This is a genomic window from Antarctobacter heliothermus (assembly GCF_002237555.1).
Taxonomy (GTDB): domain Bacteria; phylum Pseudomonadota; class Alphaproteobacteria; order Rhodobacterales; family Rhodobacteraceae; genus Antarctobacter; species Antarctobacter heliothermus_B.
Genome location: NZ_CP022540.1, coordinates 790,567 through 810,704, shown reverse-complemented (window position 1 = coordinate 810,704; position 20,138 = coordinate 790,567). Strand labels below are relative to the sequence as shown.

Genomic DNA, 20,138 nt, shown 5'->3' with positions numbered 1-20,138 from the left:
GCGGTTTTTCGGCGGATTTAGGGAAGAGTGAAATGAATAAATTTGCAGTATTATTGATTTGTCTTGCCGGGGCGGCCTCGGCGCAGGAGTTTCCGGCGCTTTATCATGTCACCGGTGTCGAAGAGGGCGATGTGCTGAACATGCGCACACGGCCGACAGAAAACGGCACGGTGATTGGCGCGCTGGGATTCGATGCCGAACATATCGAGGTCGTCGAAGAGGATGATGGCTGGGGCCGCGTGAACGTCGAGGGGCTGTCAGGCTGGGTTCCGCTGGACTCAATGGAGCGGCAGGACGGCACCGAATTGCCCGCCGGGTATCAGTTCAAATGTTTTGGAACCGAACCGTTCTGGAGCGCGACAGTCGTCGGCGAAAACCTGTCATTCACCCGCCCCGATGACGACGACAAGGCGTTCAAGGTCGGCGAGTTGTCGACAGCGATCAGCCGCGACGCCCCTCACGCCCTGCTGGGCAGCAAACTGGGAGAGAACGTGACGCTTGTGCTGAACCACACGCAATGCACAGACGGCATGTCGGACTATGTTTTTGGCTTTTCCGGCTCGGTTGTGATCGGCGGGTATGACACGCAGGTCTACACCGGGTGCTGCTCGCTCGACATGAAATGATGCGCATGGCCGGTGTGATGCGCGCGTTGTGCGGTCTGCTGCTGCTTGGAACCGCCGCCGCCGCGCAAAGCGACTATCCGCGCCTGCACGATGTTGTGGGCGTGGCGTCGAACGATGTTTTGAACGTGCGCGCGGGACCGGGGGCCAGTTTTCCGATTGTCGGAGAACTGGCATACGACGCCCGCGCGGTCGAGGTGATCCGGGCAGAAGGCAACTGGGGTATGGTCAATGTCCCCGAGGCCGTGGGCTGGGCCGCGCTGCGGTTTCTCGCGCCACGGGCCGATGGTGATATTAGCACTGTGCAGCGCCTGACTTGTGGAGGGACAGAGCCGTTCTGGAACATAGACATCCTCCCGGGACAGAGTGCCACGATCAAGACGCCGGTCAATTACGAGGTCGGTGACACCTTTTCCGTCGGGCTGATGCGGCGGGCGTACAATCCACTGGAAAAATGGGTGCTAATGGGCGCATACGGCGCACGCAATCTGTCGGTGGTGGTGGCCAAGACCTATTGCAACAACGGCATGTCCGACAATGAATTCGGCTTTGACGCGACGGTGATTGTGACGGGGACAGACGGCTATGTGCTGTCAGGATGTTGCGAGTTGTCAGAGTAGCGCGTGGGGCTGGCCGGGTCCAAGCCGCGTCAAAGCGGCTTGCCCATTCATGTCACCACCCGCAGGGTCAGATTGATCCGCCCGCTGTTCGGCAGCAATGTCGATGATCCGAACCGGATGCGATCAACGCCGTGATGTGCCAGTCGCGCCGCGCCGCCCATTACCACCACGTCGCCGGACTTCAGCCAGATTGATTTCGTCCGTCCACCGCGTTCGACATTGCCCATGCGGAAAAGGCCCTCATCGCCCAGCGACACCGATACCACCGGGCAGGTCAGGTCGGCCTCATCTTCATCGCGGTGCAAGCCCATGCGCGCGCCCTCCCCGTACCAGTTTACCAAACAGCATTCCGGCGCGCGGGGGCAGTCTGATACCGCCTCCCAGATTGCCGTCACTTCGTCTGGTATGGCGGGCCATGTCATGCCGTCGGGGTGTTGCGTGTCATATCGATAGCCGCGTGTATCGCTGATCCAGCCATATTTGCCTGCTGCGCTCATCCGTACTGACATTGGTCCGCGTCGCGTGCGCGGGGTGAACAGGGGGGCGATGGCCAGCACCTCGCGCAGCCGAGCCACCAGTTTTACCTGCGCCGCGCGGTCCAGAAAGCCGGGGTGAATGACAAAGCCCTTTTGCCGGATCGGTTCGCTCATAAGCCTGTTGTCAAGGATTGCCCTGTAGATGCCAAGCAACCACAGACGGAAAACCGCAGAATTGCCGCTATCACGACGCTTGCAGCCCCACGGACCCCTCCTTATATGTCCTCCGAACGCCGGGCACGCCCTTTGCGGAGTGCCCAGCGACAATCCTACGGGGCTGGATGCCGTAACGGGTCCGTCGCCTCGTGACATCGCCTTGAGAATGAAAGGGATCGAAACATGGGAAAAGTGATCGGGATCGACCTCGGCACAACCAACTCCTGCGTTGCCATCATGGACGGCAGCCAGGCGCGCGTTATCGAAAACGCAGAAGGTGCACGCACCACGCCCTCTATTGTCGCCTTCACCGAAGATGAGCGGCTAGTGGGTCAGCCGGCCAAACGTCAGGCCGTGACCAACCCGGAAAATACCGTCTTTGCGGTCAAGCGTCTGATCGGGCGCCGTGTGACCGACGGCGAAGTCACCAAAGATAAGGACATCGTTCCTTATAAGATCGTAGATGGCGGCAACGGTGACGCTTGGGTTGAAATCCGCGGTGAGAAATATTCGCCGTCGCAGGTTTCGGCCTTCACGCTGCAAAAGATGAAAGAAACCGCCGAGAGCTATCTTGGTGAGGAAGTGACGCAGGCGGTTATCACCGTTCCGGCGTATTTCAACGACGCCCAGCGTCAGGCCACCAAAGATGCCGGCAAGATCGCCGGTCTTGAGGTGCTGCGCATCATCAACGAGCCGACTGCGGCTGCGCTGGCGTATGGCCTCGACAAGAAAGAAGCCCGCACCATCGCGGTCTACGACCTTGGCGGTGGTACATTCGACGTGACCATCCTTGAAATCGACGATGGTCTGTTTGAGGTCAAATCGACCAACGGCGACACTTTCTTGGGTGGCGAAGACTTTGACATGCGGATCGTCAACTATCTGGCGGCCGAGTTCAAAAAAGAGCATTCGGTCGATCTGACCAAGGACAAGATGGCCCTGCAGCGCCTGAAAGAGGCGGCAGAAAAGGCCAAGATCGAACTGTCCTCGGCCACGCAGACGGAAATCAACCAGCCGTTCATCTCGATGGGTGCCAACGGTCAGCCGCTGCACATGGTCATGAAACTGACCCGTGCCAAGCTGGAAAGCCTTGTGGGCGACCTGATCAAGAACTCGATCAAGCCCTGCATGGCCGCGCTGAAGGATGCCGGTATTTCCAAGGATGAGATCGACGAGGTTGTCCTTGTCGGTGGTCAGACCCGGATGCCGAAGGTCATGGAAGAAGTGACCAAATTCTTTGGCAAGGAGCCGCACAAGGGTGTGAACCCGGACGAAGTGGTTGCCATGGGTGCCGCCATTCAGGCCGGTGTTCTTCAGGGTGACGTCAAAGACGTCGTGCTGCTGGACGTGACCCCGCTGTCGTTGGGCATCGAAACGCTGGGTGGCGTGTTCACCCGCCTGATCGACCGGAACACCACGATCCCGACCAAGAAGTCTCAGGTCTTTTCGACCGCCGAAGACAACCAGTCGGCCGTGACGATCCGTGTCTTCCAGGGTGAGCGTGAGATGGCTGCCGACAACAAGATGTTGGGCCAGTTCAACCTTGAGGACATCCCGCCGTCGCCGCGCGGCATGCCGCAGATCGAAGTGACCTTTGACATCGACGCCAACGGCATCGTGTCGGTCGGCGCCAAGGATAAGGCGACCGGCAAGGAACAGCAGATCACCATTCAGGCGTCGGGCGGTTTGTCGGAAGACGACATCGATCGCATGGTCAAAGAGGCGGAAGAGAACGCCGAAGGCGACAAGGCCCGCAAGGAGCTTGTCGAAGCCAAGAACCAGGCCGAAAGCCTGATCCATTCGACCGAAAAATCGGTCGAAGAGCATGGCGACAAGGTCGACCCGTCGACTGTCGAGGTGATCGAACTGGCGCTTGCCGCGCTGCGCGATGACCTTGAAAAGGACGACATCACGGCGGACAAGCTCAAGAGCGGTATCCAGAACGTGACGGAATCCGCGATGAAGCTGGGTGAAGCGATCTACAAGGCGCAAGCCGACGAAGGCAGCGACGAACCGCATGGCGCCGATGCGTCTTCGGGTCCGGCGGGAGACGATGACATCGTCGATGCGGACTTTGAGGATCTCGACGACAACAAGCGGGCCTGAGGCCATCGCCCTCGGAACCAATCTGGGGCCGGTCCGGACACCGGGCCGGCCCTTGACGTTCCGCAATGAGGAGGACAGCCATGTCCAAACGTGATTATTACGAGGTGCTCGGTCTCCAGCGCGGCGCCTCGGCGGAAGAGATCAAGAAAGCCTATCGCGCCAAGGCGAAAGAGCTGCACCCCGATCGCAATGCTGACAAGCCCGACGCCGAAGCGCAGTTCAAGGAAGCCAATGAGGCGCACGAGGTTCTGAAGGACGCTGAGAAAAAGGCGGCCTATGACCGGTTTGGTCATGCCGCGTTCGAGGGCGGCATGGGCGGAGGTCAGCGTCCCGGCGGCCCCGGTGGCATGGGCGGCAACGGCGATTTCGCCAGCGCTTTTTCCGATGTGTTCGATGATCTGTTCGGCGACTTCATGGGGGGCCGTCAGGGGGGCCGTCAGCGTGCGGCGCGTGGGGCTGACCTGCGGTACAACCTGCGTGTGACGCTTGAGGATGCCTATAACGGGCTGCAAAAGACCATCAAGGTGCCGACCTCGGTGCAATGTGATGAATGCAACGGATCGGGTGCCGAAGGGGGCGCAGAGCCGACGACCTGTCCGACTTGTTCGGGTCTGGGTAAGGTGCGTGCCACGCAGGGGTTCTTTACAGTGGAGCGGACCTGTCCGACTTGTTCGGGTCTGGGCCAGATCATCAAAAACCCGTGCAATGTCTGTAGCGGCGCTGGCCGTGTCCAAAAAGAGCGCGCTTTGTCGGTGAATATCCCGGCAGGGGTCGAAACGGGCACCCGAATTCGGCTGGCCGGTGAGGGTGAGGCCGGAATGCGCGGAGGCCCTCCGGGGGATCTGTACATCTTCATCGAGGTCGAGCCGCACGGAATCTTTGAACGCGACGGCGCCGAACTGCACTGCCGCGTGCCGGTTTCGATGACCGTGGCAGCGCTGGGTGGTGACATCGAGGTGCCGACGATTGACGGCGGCCGCAGCAGGGTCAAGATCCCCTCGGGCAGTCAATCGGGTCGTCAGATGCGCTTGCGCAGCAAGGGTATGCCCGCGCTGCGCGGCGGGGCGACAGGGGACATGTTCATCGAACTGGCGGTGGAAACGCCGGTGAACCTGACTTCCAAGCAAAAAGAACTGTTGCGGGAGTTTGAATCTCTGGCCGAAGACAACAATCCGGAAAGCTCCAGCTTTTTCCGGTCGGTCAAAAGCTTCTGGGATTCGATGAAGGGGTGACGTGAGGGCGCCGCGTTCCACGATATGCGGCGCTTGTTAACCTGCTGTTCACCATGACGGGCCACGATGTCACAATGACTCGTGGCCCACATTTTTCTGACTCTCAAGCCGCCCTCTTCGACCTTGATGAGGCGGCGCGCCCCGTAACGGGTACGGAAAAACTGCCATCGTATATCCGCGACCATCGCGCCCGCCTGCGCGAAAGGTTTCTGATCGGCGGGGCGGACGCGCTGCCGGACTACGAAATGCTGGAACTGGTGCTGTTCCGGGCCATCCCACGCCGTGATGTCAAACCGCTGGCGCGCCATTTGTTAGAGACTTTTGGCGACTTCAATGGCGTGCTCTCTGCGCCACCGCACCGGCTGCGTGAGGTCAAGGGCTTGGGTGATGCCGTTCTGACAGAGCTCAAGATCGTCGAGGCCGCAGCGCACCGCCTGGCGCGCAGCCGGGTACTGGGCAAACAGGTGCTCAGTAGTTGGGATGTGCTGCTGGACTATTGTCAGACCAGCATGGCGCACCGGGATACCGAACAGTTTCGTATTCTGTTTCTGGATCGAAAGAATGTGCTGATCGCGGATGAGCCGCAGGCGCGCGGCACGGTCGATCATGTGCCGGTCTACCCGCGAGAGGTGGTCAAACGCGCGCTGGAACTGAACGCCTCTGCGATCATCCTCGTCCATAACCACCCATCCGGCGATCCTACACCCAGTCAGGCGGATATCGATATGACGGCTCAAATCCAGATGGCGGCGGATGCGCTGGGGATCACCCTGCATGACCATCTGGTCATTGGAAAGTCGCAAGAACTGAGTTTCCGGTCGGAGGGGCTGTTGTAGCGCGCGGGCGCTATCTTACCCAAACCTCGACCCGGCGGTTGACTTGACGGCCCCACGCGCTGTCATCGCAGGCCATGGGCAGCGCTTCCCCAAATGCTTGGACTGCAATGTCGATCCGCTCCAAGTCGGCGGTTTCGGCAGCGGCCAAAACCGCCTCGCGCACCGCCACCGCCCGCCGGTCCGCTATGTCGAGGTTGGCCGAGGCCGGGCCGACCCCGTCGGAAAAGCCGACAAACACCAGACGTCTGCCGTCGTAGACACCGGATTCCATCGCCCGTGCTAGTGCTAGCACGTTTGACCGGGATTGCGCGTCCAGCCGGGCAGAGCCCGCCTCGAACCGAAACGTGACCGTCAGGCGGCGCATGGGGGCCAACGCCCTGACCATGTCCTGCAGCGTTGACAACCCCTCGGGGCCCTCGGCCACGGTCACCGCGTTGGCAAGCCTGTCGCCCTGTAGGTCTATGGCGATCTCTTCGGGGGTTTGATCGACAAACGCGGCGCGGCGGATCACGATTTGTGCGGGTGGGCTGTGGGTATAGGCCAAAAACTCGCGCGCCAGCCGGGGCAGGCGGCGCGCCGGAACATACAAGAACATCGGCGCGGTCAGCGGATAGTCCTCTGTCTTTATACTGCGCCGCGCCGCGCGCAGTCGGAACCCGCAGGGGCCGGTCAGAACCAGAGACTTTGTATTGCCGACCTCCGAGTAACTCGCCATGCCCAAGCCAAACGGATCATGCGCCACCGCGCGGATGAGAGCGGGGTTGCTGTCGTGGCGTGCGGCCCCGTCGATCAGGGATTGCCGTGCGGGGCGCAGCAGCCGATCCTGCAATCCCTGTACCATACCTGATCCATCGTCGCGCAGATGAACGGTGATCGGCGCATCCGGGCCGCCTAGCGCCTTCCAGTTGTCGATGTGGCCCGACAGAATCTCAGCCAGCTGAACGATGGACAGAGTGTCGACCGGATTGTGTGAGGACACGATGGGCACCATCGCATCCAACGCCAGCACGCGAGAGCGGTTGGCTTGCGTCAGGTCGCCCAACCCCGCGTTCTTGGCCGCTGTGACCTCTTCGGCGCGGATCTCACGCAGGGCCATGACGATATCTGCATCGTCGGCGGCCAGATCGGAAAAGCCCTTGTCGGTGTTGTTGATGCGAAAGGTGAACTCCCCCACCGTTGGCCCGCCACCCGCCTCTTGCAGGGCATAGACCAGGTCTCCGTCCGGGGTGGTTGTGCGTCGGGCCTCTAGCCCGTTGCGCAGGGCAAACCCCTCTATCAAGGCAGGCATCAGGACGCGGCCCAGTGTGGCGGACCCAGAGATGGTCACGCGCGCGACATATCCGGTCAACGAAGGGCAGCCGACGCCGGTGCAGGTCACACCGGATCCGTCCACCGTCAGTTCGCCAAACCGCGTTTCGACCCGGTAAAATTCGCCATCAAAGCCCAGAAGCGTCCCGCTCAGCGAGATCGTTCCATCCCGCGACTTCAGCGTGATGTCCTGTGCCAATGCGACACCGGCCTGAACCGCAAAGAAAAGTGCGGCGAAAACCGCCGCACGACCAATCCACATAAAGTCCCCGTCGCCCGCTTTTATCTAGCGGCGATAGTCAGGTCTTCGACGAGGTTTTTCAACACAAGAAAGTCACCGACAGCGTCGCACCCCGGCATCTCTAGCGTTAGGTCGTGGGTGCGCAGGGCGCCGCCACCACGGATCTGCAGTGTTTGCGCCTCGACTGCAGCATCGCAGTTCTTGGGCGTGACCTCGGCCTCGACCGAAAGCAGCACCTCGCCGCTGCGCTGTGCGGTCCCCGAAGGGAACGAGTAGACCTCGACGACCAACGCATCGGGGGTGTCCATCTGGCCCAGACGGGTCAGGAACCCACCTTCGCCTTTGGCGGCGGCAGTCAGATTGCCGGCGCTTGCGGCCCAGATATGGCCTTCGGTGAAATAGTCGGCCGAAAACTCGCGGGCGTGCAGTTGTAGCCCTGCTTCGCCTTTCCATTGCACCGCCACACGGTCGTAAAAGGGCAGCGAGGATACTTCCGCCGTCGCCATGGCCCCGTCTCCGCTGGCGAAGGAGGCGATAAAGATTGCCTGTTCGGCAAGAGCGGGAATGCTGATTGACAGTGTGCCGTCGGTTGCATGACGTCGGAAAACATCATGCCCTGATGATGCAGGGTGACCCGGTCGCTGGCATTGCACGGGGCGGTTAGTGTCACATTGACCATGGCGCCCGCGATAGGGTCGGCGGTCATGGCGATACCACAGTCAAAGCCGGTTTCAGCGGGGGCCTTAGGCAGGTCCGCGACGGGAAAATCGGTTTCAACGGCGGATTTGATCACCACTGGTTCGTCGGGCAACGGCTCTGCCATGGGCTGGTCCACCGGGACCAGTGGGACGACCACGGCCGAGGAAGTCGGCGTGATCGACGAAATCTCAAGCTGGACCTCCGCGGGCGGCGTACTGGAGTGCGGCAGGCCAAGGCCATACTGCATCACATAGCCGGTCCCCAGCGCGCAGGCCAGTGTTGCGCCTCCTAGTATATAGCTGCCTAACCGGGCCATGACGGACTCCTGTTGCGTAAACCTTGTTCCGGAAACTGCATGGGAAACATGGCGTGCGTGGGGCGCATCAAGGGAGTCATTTGGGCCAATCCAGGGCGATGGCGTGCAAAACGCGACGCAGTCCAGTTGGCCTGCGTCGCGTTTCTCTGCGTGCCATGCACCGCGCGCTCAGGTCAGCTCAACCGACCGTGGCAGTGTTTGAACTTCTTGCCCGAACCGCAGGGACAGGCGTCATTGCGCCCAGGCGTGCCCCAGGTTTCGGGGTCATTTTCGTCGAACCCTTCGGCGGCCTGACCCTCTGGAGCAACCGTTTCACCCGCCGGTGCGGGGGTGGCGGCGGCCTGTTGGAGGCTGCGCTGCATCTCTTCCTGCTGACGGCGCATTTCCTCGACCATCGCCTGTTGTTCTTCCTCGGACATCGGGCGCACCCTGCTGAGCTGAACGGTCACCGTCTCGCGCAGGCTGTCGAGCATGTTCTCGAACAACTGGAAAGATTCGTTCTTGTATTCGTTCAGCGGATCACGCTGGGCATAACCTCGAAAGCCCACAACCGATCGCAAGTGTTCTAGAGTCAGCAAGTGGTCGCGCCATTTGGCGTCGATGGCCTGCAACAGCACCTGCTTTTCGATTTGGCGCATGGTCTTGGCGCCAAACGCCTCTGTCTTTTCGTCCATCGCCTTGTCGCTGGCTTCGGCAATGCGTTCGCGCAGCACGTCCTGATCGACGCCGTCCTCTTCGGCCCAGCCGATGATCGGCAGGTCAAGATCCAGCTGTTCCATCACAGCGGCATACAGCCCCGGCATGTCCCATTGGTCGGCGTAGGCCTTGGGCGGGGCGTAGGTGTCGACCAGATCGTCGATCACCTCGTGGCGCATGTCGGTGGTGATCTCGCTGACGTCGGCGGATTCCATGATCTCGCGGCGCTGGCTAAAGATCACCTTGCGCTGGTCGTTCATCACATCGTCGAATTTCAGCAACTGCTTGCGGATGTCAAAGTTGCGGCCTTCGACCTTGGCCTGCGCACGCTCCAGCGACTTGTTCACCCAAGGGTGCACAATCGCCTCGCCCTCTTTCATGCCAAGGCTGGACAGCACCTTTTCCAGTCGCTCGGATCCGAAGATGCGCATCAGGTCATCCTCAAGCGAGAGGAAGAAGGACGACCGCCCCGGGTCGCCCTGACGGCCGGACCGACCGCGCAGCTGGTTGTCGATGCGGCGGCTTTCGTGCCGTTCTGTGGCCAAAACAAACAGGCCACCCGCGTCTTTGACCGCCTGTTCGTCGCTCTTGTGCTGTTCTTCGATCTCGGACCGGATTTCATCGGGGTTGCGGTCGGGATTGGCGGTGATGGCCTCCATCACTTTGAATTCCACGTTGCCGCCCAGTTTGATGTCGGTGCCGCGTCCAGCCATGTTGGTTGCGATGGTCACAGCGCCGAGCTTGCCCGCGTCGGCGATGATCTGCGCCTCTTGTTCGTGCTGGCGCGCGTTCAGGACGTTGTGTTTCAGATTGGCCTGCGTGAGCATCGCGCTCAGCATTTCGGACTTTTCGATCGAGGTGGTGCCGACGAGAACCGGCTGGCCCTTTTCGTGTGACTTGTGGATCTCTGCCACGATGGCGGCGTATTTCTCGGTGCCGGTGCGGTAGACGGCGTCGTCGTCGTCAATCCGCGAAATCGGCACGTTTGTCGGCACTTCGACGACACCCAGACCGTAGATCTGGCCAAATTCCTCGGCCTCGGTGGCGGCTGTGCCGGTCATGCCCGACAGGCGGTCGTACAGGCGGAAATAGTTCTGGAACGTCACGCTGGCCAGCGTCACGTTCTCGGGCTGGATGTCGCAGCCTTCTTTGGCCTCGATCGCCTGATGCAGACCGTCTGACAAGCGGCGGCCGGACATCATTCGCCCGGTAAATTCGTCGATCAGCACAACCTCGCTGTCGCGGACGATATAATCCTTGTCCCGCGTGAACAGCTTGTGCGCCCGGATCGCCTGATTGACGTGGTGGACGATGGTCGTGCTTTCGGGATCGTAGAGGCTTTGCCCCTCTTCCAGCAGACCGCGGCCCTGAAGTTGCTCTTCCAGAAACTCGTTGCCCTCATCGGTGAAGGTGACGTTCCGGGTCTTTTCGTCGACGGTGTAATGCTCGTCGGTCAGGTCCGGGATCAGCTTGTCGACGGCGACATACAGTTCCGACCGGTCCTGTGATGGGCCAGAGATGATCAGCGGCGTCCGCGCTTCGTCAATCAGGATCGAATCGACCTCATCGACGACGGCAAAGAAATGGTCGCGCTGAAAAATCTGGTTCAGCTCGGATTTCATGTTGTCGCGCAGATAGTCGAAACCCAGCTCATTGTTGGTGGCATAGGTGATGTCGCAGGCATAGGCCTGCTGCTTTTCGTCGTCGGGCTGGCGGGGATAGATCACGCCGGTCGTCAGGCCAAGCGCGCCGTAGACGTTGCTCATCCATTCGGCGTCCCGTTTGGCAAGGTAGTCGTTTACGGTGACGATATGGACGCCCTTGCCGGTGAGCGCGTTGAGATAGGCCGGAAAGGTCGCGACAAGGGTCTTGCCCTCACCCGTCTTCATCTCGGCGATATTGCCCTGATGCAGAAAGATCCCGCCCATAAGCTGCACATCAAAGGCGCGCAGGCCCAAGGCGCGTCTGGCGCCCTCGCGGCAGTTGGCAAAGGCCTCTGGCAACAGGTTGTCCAGGCTTTCGCCCTTTTCGATCCGCTCGCGGAACTCTTGGGTTTTGGCGATCAGACCGGCGTCGTCCAGGGCTGCGAACTCCGGCTCCAGCGCGTTGATCTTTTCCACCAGCGGGCGGACCGCTTTGATCTTCCGGTCATTCGGAGAGCCGAATACCTTACGCGCTATTTTTCCGAGCATGGTCTGATGTACCTGTTTCCCGCGTCAAGTGCGGCATCTGCTTGCCCGCCTCGCACATGAGCCATATGACGGAACGAAAAGACCGGCCTCGCAGAGCCTTTCGGGCATGTAAGGGGACGGCCGAACAGTGTCAACGCCGCCCAGGGACGCGGCACCGATCAAGAGGAACTACCGATGTCGAAAACCCTCATGAAACTCTCCGCCGCAGCGCTTGCGCTGTGCGTCGCATTTCCGGTGCAGGCCCAGGATACGCCCGCCGAAATTACCGTCGACACCGTGGTCGCCACGGTCAACGGTACGGACATCACCTTTGGCCATATGCTGATGGCCCGCGCCTCCTTGCCGGAAAGGTTTCAGGACGCGCCGTCTGCAGAACTGTGGGAAGGCCTGCTGGAACGTCTGATCCAATATGAAGCCCTGTCGCAGTCCGACAAGGCCAAAGAAACGGACCGGGTCGCGCTGGCGCTGGACAACGAAAAGCGTGAGCTGATGGCCGCAGAGGCGATGCAAGCCATCGCCGACGGTGCCGTCAGCGAAGAGGCTATCGCCGAGGCCTACAAGGCCGGCTATACCGATGCGGTGCAGGGCGTTGAGTACAACGCTTCTCACATTCTGGTCGAGACCGAGGAAAAGGCCAAAGAACTGGTCGCAGAACTCGAAGGTGGCGCCGATTTCGCCGAACTGGCCCGTGCCAACTCGACCGGACCAACCGGTCCCAATGGCGGTCTGTTGGGCTGGTTCGGCAAAGGGCGCATGGTTGCAGCCTTTGAAGAAGCGGTTGCCACGATGGAACCGGGCGAATTGTCTGCGCCGGTCCAAACTCGGTTCGGCTGGCATGTCATCAAACTGAATGAGACCCGCGCCGTCGATGCGCCGCCGCTTGAAGAGGTGCGTGCGCAGCTTGAACAGCAGATCAAGCAGGATGCAGTGCAGTCCTACATCAAGGATCTGGCCGAGAGTGGCGAAGTGACGCGTCTTGACTACTCAGAGATCGACACGTCGATCATCAACAATCTCGGCCTGTTGGCGGACTGACCAGATGCCCCCCCGGTCCCCTCTTGCCCCCGCCGAATTTCCCGCGCTCCCGGTTATCGGGGGCGCACGTTTTGCCATCGCCGAGGCGGGGGTCCGCTACAAAGGGCGCCCGGACGTGATGCTGGCCATGCTCGACCCGGGTAGCGTGATGGCGGGGGTCTTTACCCGCTCCGCCACGCGGTCGGCCAACGTACTGGATTGTCAGGCTAAAATCGCCGCCGACAGCAGCGAGGGGGCGGCCATTGTCGTCAACTCTGGCAATTCCAACGCCTTTACCGGCCGCGCCGGTGAAGGCTCTGTCGAGGCCATCTGCGAGGCCGTGGCAGAACAGACCGGCCTGCCAGCGAGCCGCGTCTTTACCTCCTCTACCGGAGTGATTGGCGAACGCCTGCCGCACGACCGCATCACCGCCAAACTCGAAGAGTTGACCGGCAAACTTGACGGGGCCTCGCTGCCCGATGCGGCCCGTGCCATCATGACCACGGACACTTTCCCCAAGGCCGCGACGGCGCAGATCGAAGTTGACGGCAAACCCGTCAAGATCGCCGGGATTGCCAAAGGGTCCGGCATGATCGCCCCGGATATGGCGACGATGCTAGTCTACATCTTTACCGACGCCAAAATCGGGCGGGCTGAATTGCAGGCGATGGTGTCAGAATTGAACGCCAAGACCTTCAACAACATCACGGTCGACAGCGACACCTCGACATCGGACACGCTGCTGATGGCCGCCACCGGGGCCTCCGGCGTTGATGTTGCGTGGAACGCTGAGTTCACCCAAGCGCTGTATGGCGTGATGCTGGATCTTGCGCATCAGGTTGTACGCGATGGCGAAGGCGCGACCAAGTTTGTCACCGTCCACGTCAACCATGCCGCGTCTGAGGCTGACGCCCGCACCCATGCGCTGTCCATCGCCAACTCACCCTTGGTCAAGACAGCGCTGGCTGGCGAGGATCCCAACTGGGGCCGAATCGTCATGGCAGTTGGCAAATCTGGTGCGGCTGCCGATCGCGACGCGTTGTCGATCAGCTTTGGTGAGCTTCTGGTTGCGGAAAAAGGCTGGGTCGCGGAAAGCTATCGCGAAGCGGATGGCGCGGCCTATTTCAAACGTTCCGAGATAGAGATCATCGTCGACATCGGGTTGGGACAGGGCCACGCCACCGTGTGGACCTGCGATCTGACACACGGTTACATTCAGATCAACGCCGACTACCGGTCCTGACAGGGGCCAAAGCAGGGGCGATTTTCGACGTAAAATCGTCCCTCGGCGTCCGGAGCAAACACATGAAGATCATTCTTGTTTCCGCCGTGGCCCTCATCGACACGGATGGCCGCGTTTTGCTGGGGCAGCGTCCTGAGGGCAAGAGCATGGCGGGTTTGTGGGAATTCCCCGGCGGTAAGGTCGAACAGGGAGAAACTCCCGAGGCCGCGCTGATTCGCGAACTGCACGAAGAACTGGGGATCGAAACATGGTCCAGTTGCCTTGCTCCGCTGACCTTTGCCTCACATGCCTACGACGATTTTCACCTGTTGATGCCGCTGTTTGCCTGCCGGAAATGGGGCGGCATCGTGCAGTCAAAAGAGGGTCAGGCGCTCAAATGGGTGCGGGCGAAAGACTTGCGCGACTACCCGATGCCGCCCGCTGATATTCCGCTGATTCCGATCCTGCGCGATTGGTTGTAGGCAAGCGTCTCGGGCGGATTTTCCGGACATTGGTGGGTGCATTGGCTGATCTGCTCAAAATACCTTCGGATCTGCGTTACGCATGTCCCAAGATTCAGCGAATTCTCGTCGGGGAATCGTGGCATTGTTTCCATTCCGTCCCTAAACTCTCTCAAAATGAGGCATTGGGGGGATAGAATGCTCAAGACAATCGTGATTGGCAGCTGTGTTTCTGTTCAGGGCTTGCTGGAATCCACCTTTCCGGATGGGCGTATTTCGGTGCGGGTGGGTAACATTGTGTTTGTGGGTAAACCGGCCTGAACGCTGCCATCAGAACGGCACGACAAGGCGTTTGGTGCTGCTGCCACCCTGCTTGGCTGGGAAACGGATGGGAATGTGCGAACACCCGATTTGAATAGCCCAAAAGAAAACGGCCGGTGCGATGCACCGGCCGTTTTCTTTTGTGTAACCGCCTGACAGGATCAGGACAGTGAGCGTTCAATCTCTTGCCGCTCAAAGATCTCGATGACGTCGTCGGGACGAATATCATCGTAGTTCTCAAAGGCCATGCCGCATTCCTGACCGGACTGGACCTCGGACACTTCGTCCTTGAAGCGTTTGAGCGTCTTCAGCGTGCCTTCGTGGATCACCACGTCGTCGCGCAGCAGGCGCACACCAGCGGACCGGCGAGCGATGCCCTCGGTGACAAGACAGCCAGCAACCTTGCCGACGTTCGACACCTTGAAGACTTCTTTGATCTTGGCGTAACCGATAAAGTTCTCGCGGATTTCGTTCGACAGCAGGCCAGAGGCCGCTGCTTTCACATCGTCCACAAGATCGTAGATCACCGAATAGTAACGGATCTCTACGCCTTTCTGGTTGGCGCTGTTGCGTGCCGGCGCGTTGGCCCGCACGTTAAAGCCAATGACCGGACAGCCTGACGCTTCGGCTAGACCAACGTCTGTTTCCGTGATGGCGCCCACACCGTAGTGGATAACCCGCACGCGAACCTCGTCGTTGCCAATTTTTTCCATCGCCTGAACGATGGCCTCGGCAGAGCCTTGCACGTCGGCCTTGACGACAATCGGCAGCTCGGAGACGTTTTCGTCTTCCTTGGCCTTTTGCATCAGCTGGTCCAGCGTGGTTGCGGCACCTGCTGCTGCGCGCTTTTCCTTGGCCAGATTGGCGCGGTATTCAGCGATTTCACGCGCCTGCGCCTCTGTCGAGACAACGTTCAGTACGTCGCCTGCCTCAGGTGTGCCGTTCAGGCCGAGAACCTCGACCGGAACCGACGGACCGGCCTCTTTGACGCGGTCGCCCTTGTCGTTGATCAGCGCGCGGACCTTGCCGAACTGCTCGCCGACAACAAAGATGTCGCCCTGTTTCAGCGTGCCGTTTTGCACCAGAACCGTCGCCACAGGGCCACGGCCCACGTCCAGCTGCGCCTCGATCACGGCACCTTCGGCGGCGCGGTCGGGGTTGGCTGTCAGTTCAAGGATCTCGGCCTGAAGGGCGATCGCCTCCAGCAGGGCATCAAGGCCCTGTCCGGTGACTGCGGACACTTCGACATCCTGTACGTCGCCGGACAGTTCTTCGACGATGACTTCGTGCTGCAACAGATCCGTGCGAACCTTGGTGGGGTTCGCGCTTGGCTTGTCGACCTTGTTGATCGCTACGATCATCGGCACCTTGGCCGCCTTGGCGTGGTTGATCGCTTCAATCGTCTGCGGCATCACGGCGTCATCCGCCGCAACCACCAGCACAACAATGTCCGTTACCTGAGCCCCACGAGAGCGCATCGAGGTAAAGGCCGCGTGGCCGGGTGTGTCGAGGAAAGACAGCACCGCGCCGTTGTCGGTCGTCACCTGATAGGCACCGATATGCTGGGTGATGCCACCGGCCTCACCCGCAGTTACCTTGGCGTTCCGGATGGCGTCCAACAGCGATGTCTTGCCGTGGTCGACGTGGCCCATGATCGTGATCACAGGCGGGCGGCCGATGAGGTCTTCGGGCTTGTCCTCGACCTCTTTGATGACATCCTCGACGTCGGCGTCAGAGACCCGCGTCACCCGGTGGCCGAATTCCTCGATCACCAGTTCCGCGGTATCCGCATCAATCGACTGGTTTTGCGTCGCCATGATCCCTGCGTTCATCAGGGATTTCACAACGTCACCCACGCGTTCGGCCATACGGTTGGCCAGCTCGGCCACCGTGATTGCCTCGGGCAGTTTGACTTCGCGGACAATCTTTTCACGCTGCTGGACGCCGCCCATGGCCTTTTGCCGGGCGCGCTCCTGCTTACGCTTCATTGCTGCCATGGATTTTTGCCGGCCACCTTCGCCACCAGTCAACGCCTGGTTCAGCGTCAGCTTGCCAGAGCGGCGGCCGCCGTCGTCCCGACCTCGGCCGCGATTGCGGTTCTGGTCGTCGCGTTCGGGGGCGCGGCGCGGAGGCTCACCTTTGGTGGGCTTGGCACGGGCCGAATCGTCGGCTTTGGGCGCGGGGGCCGCAGCCGCCACAGCCGCCGCCTTGGCAGCGTCCTCGGCTTCGCGTTTTTCGCGCTCTTCGTTTTCGGCCTTGGCCTTGGCGGCTTCCTCAGCTTCGCGCTTTTCGCGCTCCTTGAGTTCCTTTTCGGCGCGCATCCGCTCACGCTCTTCAGCGCGGGCTTTTTCGTCCGCCTCACGTTTGGCGGTTTCTTCGGATTCGCGTGCCTTCGCGGCTTGCAGCGCCTTAAGGCGGCGCTCCATCTCGGCATCAGAGATGCCCGCCGGGCGTTTGCCGCCTGACCCGCCAACCTGACCAGCCCTGCCGCCACCCGCACCGCTACCGGCGCCGGGTTTGGGCACGACGACCCGCTTGCGCTTGGTCTCCACCACGACGTTCTTTGTGCGTCCGTGGCTGAAGCTCTGCTTCACGCTGCCCGAACGGGCCCCGCCACGCACACCCAATGTCTTTTTACCGTCGTTATCGCTCATGAAGTTTCTTCATCCTTTCCGGTGGCCCCTGCCACCGCGATCCGCGTCTGACACGACGCGTACACCCTTCAAGCGTTGGGCTTCCTCTACAATACGCGGCACAAGACCACCAGAGCCAAGCGCGGCGTGTATCACAGATTGTCGGCCAAAGGCCATGCCCAGTTCATCCGCCGTCAGCCACCCGATGTAATTCCCACCGTATGGCGTCGACAGTTTCGACTTTCCACGGCCAGAGCCGTCTTCCGCCTGGATCAGAACCCGGGCCTCTTCAGACTGTAGCCAAGACTTGACCTTCTCATACCCAGTGACGGCCTCGCCCGATTTACGCGCCAGAGAGATCAGGTCCACAACCCGTTTCACCAGCATTTGTTCGATCAGATCAGCCAACCCATCCGGCGCTTTCACGGGCTGTTTCATAGCCCGGCTGAACAGCCCCTTGGCGGCGGCTTTTTCAATCGCCGCGCGGTTGGCCGCTACATATAGGCCGCGTCCCGGCAATTTACCAGCCAGATCCGGCACGATCCGATCATCGGGACCCAAAACGAAACGGATCAGCCCGTCCTTGGGCTGAACCTCGCCCGTGGCGATGCACTTGCGCTCCGGTCCATCGGAATGATCTTTGGCCTGTCCGCCTCGGGTCATGCTGGGGTTACGCCTCCTGCGTGTCTTCGTCGGTCACGTCTTCGTCACCCTCTTCGTCGGTCTCTTCCGGCTCCATCTCGGTGGGGTCAACCCAGCCGAGCAGGACGCGCGCGGTCATGACCATGGTCTGCGCTTCTTCCAGATCGACATCGAATTTCTCCAGCAACCCGTCGTCCTTGACGCGCTTGCCGCCCTCGGTGGTCCAGCCGCCGGCCAGTTCCCAGTCCGCGCAGGTGGCGAAGTCCTCAAGCGTCTTGATGCCGTCCTCGGCCAGCGCCTCCAGCATTTGCGGGGTCAGGCCTTCAAAGTTCACAAGGCTGTCGTCCACACCCAGTTCCCGCGCGTGTTCCAGCGCCTTGCGCGCCAGTTCCTCGAGGTTTTCGCGGGCGCGGGTCTGCAGCTCTTCGGCAGTGCCTTCGTCGACACCGTCGATCACCAGCAGCTCTTCTTGTTCGACGTAGGCGACCTCTTCGAGGTTGGTAAAGCCTTCGGAAACCAGCAACTGGGCAAAGAATTCGTCCACGTCCAGCGCGTCCATGAACAGCTTGGTGCGCAATTCGAATTCGGCCTGACGGCGCTTGGACTCTTCCTCTTCGGTCATGATGTCGATGTCCAGCCCGGTCAGCTGCGACGCCAGACGCACGTTCTGACCGCGACGGCCAATGGCCAGCGACAATTGCTCATCGGGGACAACCACTTCGATCCGCTCTGCGTCTTCGTCCAGAACCACCTTGGACACTTCGGCCGGTTGCAGCGCGTTCACAAGGAAGGTCGGCATGTCCTCGTTCCACGGGATGATGTCGATCTTTTCGCCTTGAAGTTCGTTTACCACGGCCTGCACACGGCTGCCACGCATACCCACGCAGGCGCCGACCGGGTCAATGCCGCTGTCGTAGGAGACAACACCGATCTTGGCGCGCGAGCCGGGGTCACGGGCAACGGCCTTGATCTCGATAATGCCGTCGTAGATTTCCGGCACTTCCATCTTGAACAGCTCGGCCATGAACTGCGGGTCGGTGCGCGACAGGAAAATCTGCGGACCGCGGGCCTCGCGGCGCACGTCCTTGATGTAGCAGCGGATGCGGTCGCCGGGGCGATACGATTCGCGGCCGATCTTTTCGTTGCGGCGCAGGATCGCCTCGCCACGGCCCACGTCGACGATGACGTTGCCGTATTCCTCGCGCTTGACGACACCGTTGATGATGGTGCCGGCGCGGTCCTGAAATTCCTCGAACTGGCGGTCACGCTCTGCTTCGCGGACCTTTTGCAGAATCACCTGCTTGGCCGACTGCGCCGCGATGCGGCCCAATTCCACCGGCGGAACCTCTTCGGAATAGACGTCACCGATCTGCGGATCGGCCATGTACTGTTTGGCCTGCTCGACGGTCAGTTCGGCCTGATAGTTTTCAAGCTCTTCTTCCTCGACGACGGTGCGCACGCGGGTAAAGGTTGCCTTGCCGGTGCGGCGGTCGATGTTGACACGAATGTCCATCTCCGCGCCGTAGCGCGACTTGGCCGCACGGGCGAGGCTCTCTTCCATCGCTTCGACAACCAGACCGGGGTCGATCATCTTTTCGCGCGCCACCGCCTCGGCGGTTTGCAGGAGTTCCAGCTGGTTTGCAGAGGTGATTGCCATTGGTCTTAGTCCTCCTCGCGAGACGCATCGGCCTCGGTCTCGATTTCATCGAATTTCTTTTCGTCCAGCGCGGCGGCGGATTTGCGCGCCTTCAGCATCTCACGAATCAGTTCATCGGTCAGCACCAGCTTGGCGTCTGTCAGCCAGTCAAATTCCAGCCCAACGGTGCCCTCGTCCAGATTGACCAGAACCTCATTGCCCTCGATCCCGGCCAGCACGCCGCGAAAGCGTTTGCGCCCGTCGATCATCTCGCTGGTTTCCAACTTGGCTTCATAACCCTCGTAGGTGTCGAAATCCTTCAGCCGGGTCAGCGGGCGGTCGATGCCGGGGCTGGACACCTCCAGCGTGTAAGTATCCAGAATCGGATCCTCGACATCCATAACCGCGCTGACGGCGGTCGAGATTTCGGCGCATTCATCCACTTCGATCCCGCCCTCGGGACGTTCAGCCATGATTTGCAACGTGGGCACCTGTCCGCCCATCAGACGGATGCGCACAAGGTCGAACCCCATGTCCTCGATCACCGGTTGGACGATCTCGGCCAGGCGGCGATCCATGCCGGTCTTGGCGATCAGCTCGTTCATTGGTCTCTTGCCTTTCGGGCACAAAAAAACGGGCCAGCGGCCC

General features: G+C 60.9%; 17 protein-coding genes. 9 read left to right on the top strand and 8 right to left on the bottom strand.

What is annotated here, in order from left to right; translation table 11 throughout:
• The first annotated feature begins 32 nt into the window (after positions 1 to 32).
• Positions 33 to 626 (top strand): COG3650 family protein, encoded by a 594-nt coding sequence (locus ANTHELSMS3_RS03925; protein ID WP_094033736.1) that lies wholly within the window; start codon positions 33 to 35, stop codon positions 624 to 626.
• Positions 627 to 631: 5 nt separating this feature from the next.
• Entirely contained in the window at positions 632 to 1,243 is a 612-nt protein-coding gene (locus tag ANTHELSMS3_RS03920; RefSeq protein ID WP_157733391.1) for an SH3 domain-containing protein, read from the top strand.
• A 47-nt stretch (positions 1,244 to 1,290) separates the two neighbouring features.
• Here the strand turns inward: ANTHELSMS3_RS03920 and ANTHELSMS3_RS03915 are convergent, their stop codons facing one another.
• Entirely contained in the window at positions 1,291 to 1,893 is a 603-nt protein-coding gene (locus tag ANTHELSMS3_RS03915; protein WP_094033734.1) for an alpha-ketoglutarate-dependent dioxygenase AlkB family protein, read from the bottom strand.
• Positions 1,894 to 2,118: 225 nt separating this feature from the next.
• On the opposite strand from ANTHELSMS3_RS03915, the gene dnaK reads away from it, so the two are divergent.
• The 3 genes from dnaK (at position 2,119) to radC (ending at position 6,109) form a co-directional block, all read left to right on the top strand.
• Positions 2,119 to 4,041 (top strand): molecular chaperone DnaK, encoded by a 1,923-nt coding sequence (gene dnaK / locus ANTHELSMS3_RS03910; protein WP_094033733.1) that lies wholly within the window; start codon positions 2,119 to 2,121, stop codon positions 4,039 to 4,041.
• 80 nt (positions 4,042 to 4,121) lie between these two features.
• Positions 4,122 to 5,273: a molecular chaperone DnaJ gene (dnaJ, locus tag ANTHELSMS3_RS03905; RefSeq protein WP_094033732.1), complete on the top strand. Its 1,152-nt coding sequence runs from the start codon at positions 4,122 to 4,124 to the stop codon at positions 5,271 to 5,273.
• Positions 5,274 to 5,347: 74 nt separating this feature from the next.
• Positions 5,348 to 6,109, top strand: coding sequence for a RadC family protein (radC, locus tag ANTHELSMS3_RS03900; RefSeq protein WP_094036909.1), 762 nt, complete (start codon positions 5,348 to 5,350; stop codon positions 6,107 to 6,109).
• Between the two features lie 10 nt (positions 6,110 to 6,119).
• On the opposite strand, the gene ANTHELSMS3_RS03895 is transcribed toward radC, so the two are convergent.
• The 3 genes from ANTHELSMS3_RS03895 to secA all read right to left on the bottom strand — a co-directional run bounded on the left by ANTHELSMS3_RS03895 (position 6,120) and on the right by secA (position 11,561).
• Complete coding sequence (locus ANTHELSMS3_RS03895; RefSeq protein ID WP_094033731.1) at positions 6,120 to 7,679, bottom strand: phosphate ABC transporter substrate-binding/OmpA family protein; 1,560 nt, start codon at positions 7,677 to 7,679, stop codon at positions 6,120 to 6,122.
• A 20-nt stretch (positions 7,680 to 7,699) separates the two neighbouring features.
• Positions 7,700 to 8,164 (bottom strand): hypothetical protein, encoded by a 465-nt coding sequence (locus ANTHELSMS3_RS25920; protein WP_254694837.1) that lies wholly within the window; start codon positions 8,162 to 8,164, stop codon positions 7,700 to 7,702.
• 682 nt (positions 8,165 to 8,846) lie between these two features.
• Entirely contained in the window at positions 8,847 to 11,561 is a 2,715-nt protein-coding gene (gene secA, locus ANTHELSMS3_RS03885) for a preprotein translocase subunit SecA (protein WP_094033730.1), read from the bottom strand.
• A gap of 174 nt (positions 11,562 to 11,735) precedes the next feature.
• Between secA and ANTHELSMS3_RS03880 the strand changes: the two genes are divergently transcribed.
• The 4 genes from ANTHELSMS3_RS03880 (at position 11,736) to ANTHELSMS3_RS26310 (ending at position 14,579) form a co-directional block, all read left to right on the top strand.
• Positions 11,736 to 12,596, top strand: coding sequence for a peptidylprolyl isomerase (locus ANTHELSMS3_RS03880; RefSeq protein WP_094033729.1), 861 nt, complete (start codon positions 11,736 to 11,738; stop codon positions 12,594 to 12,596).
• Positions 12,597 to 12,600: 4 nt separating this feature from the next.
• Positions 12,601 to 13,818, top strand: a complete 1,218-nt coding sequence (gene argJ / locus ANTHELSMS3_RS03875; RefSeq protein WP_094033728.1) for a bifunctional glutamate N-acetyltransferase/amino-acid acetyltransferase ArgJ — start codon at positions 12,601 to 12,603, stop codon at positions 13,816 to 13,818.
• Between the two features lie 62 nt (positions 13,819 to 13,880).
• Positions 13,881 to 14,279: an 8-oxo-dGTP diphosphatase MutT gene (mutT, locus tag ANTHELSMS3_RS03870; RefSeq protein ID WP_094033727.1), complete on the top strand. Its 399-nt coding sequence runs from the start codon at positions 13,881 to 13,883 to the stop codon at positions 14,277 to 14,279.
• Positions 14,280 to 14,456: 177 nt separating this feature from the next.
• On the top strand, positions 14,457 to 14,579 hold the full coding sequence (locus ANTHELSMS3_RS26310; protein ID WP_094033726.1) for a hypothetical protein: 123 nt from the start codon (positions 14,457 to 14,459) through the stop codon (positions 14,577 to 14,579).
• Between the two features lie 161 nt (positions 14,580 to 14,740).
• Here ANTHELSMS3_RS26310 and infB read toward each other — a convergent pair whose 3' ends face one another.
• Genes infB through rimP form a run of 4 tightly spaced genes read right to left on the bottom strand, consistent with a single transcriptional unit; the run spans position 14,741 to position 20,095 of the window.
• Positions 14,741 to 17,233, bottom strand: a complete 2,493-nt coding sequence (gene infB / locus ANTHELSMS3_RS03860) for a translation initiation factor IF-2 (protein ID WP_094033725.1) — start codon at positions 17,231 to 17,233, stop codon at positions 14,741 to 14,743.
• 9 nt (positions 17,234 to 17,242) lie between these two features.
• Complete coding sequence (locus tag ANTHELSMS3_RS03855) at positions 17,243 to 17,875, bottom strand: RNA-binding protein (protein WP_094033724.1); 633 nt, start codon at positions 17,873 to 17,875, stop codon at positions 17,243 to 17,245.
• A gap of 7 nt (positions 17,876 to 17,882) precedes the next feature.
• Positions 17,883 to 19,511, bottom strand: a complete 1,629-nt coding sequence (nusA, locus tag ANTHELSMS3_RS03850) for a transcription termination factor NusA (protein WP_094033723.1) — start codon at positions 19,509 to 19,511, stop codon at positions 17,883 to 17,885.
• 5 nt (positions 19,512 to 19,516) lie between these two features.
• Complete coding sequence (gene rimP, locus ANTHELSMS3_RS03845; protein WP_094033722.1) at positions 19,517 to 20,095, bottom strand: ribosome maturation factor RimP; 579 nt, start codon at positions 20,093 to 20,095, stop codon at positions 19,517 to 19,519.
• Positions 20,096 to 20,138: the final 43 nt, after the last annotated feature.